We start from the raw sequence: 394 nt of genomic DNA on the forward strand, positions 1-394 counted from the left end.
GGGTGGTCTACCTTTCTTCTTGGTAATGACAGTATACCCGTTTTCTTTGAAAGAGCGAAGCCAATTTGCAAGAATTCCTGTATTTGTAAGCCCTAAGTCTAAGGAAACCTGCCTAAGAGCTTCACCACCTAGCAGAACTCTATCAATGGCAGCAAGCTTGAAATCAGCAGTATATTTCTGTTGTGGGCGATCCAAAATGTCTTCGCCATGCTTTTGGATCAAGTCTACCAAATATTGGATTCCTCCGCGCTCCATCCCATATTTTCGGCTGAGGTAGGTGCCTCTTCTATGATCGTCTACCCATTCGTGGTAAATAGCGAGTTTGATTTCTTTAGTGTATTTAGTCATGAAAATAACCCCCGAAATTAGTGTCCTAATTTCGGGGGTCATATCA

General features: G+C 42.6%; 1 protein-coding gene. It reads right to left on the reverse strand.

Features of this window, described 5'->3' with window-relative positions; translation table 11 throughout:
- The coding region (locus ACYVUV_RS12390; protein WP_484499585.1) for a transposase at positions 1-348 on the reverse strand (348 nt) is incomplete at its 3' end.
- Between the last annotated feature and the right edge of the window lie 46 nt (positions 349-394).

The organism is Lactobacillus sp. WILCCON 0149 (assembly GCF_057197965.1).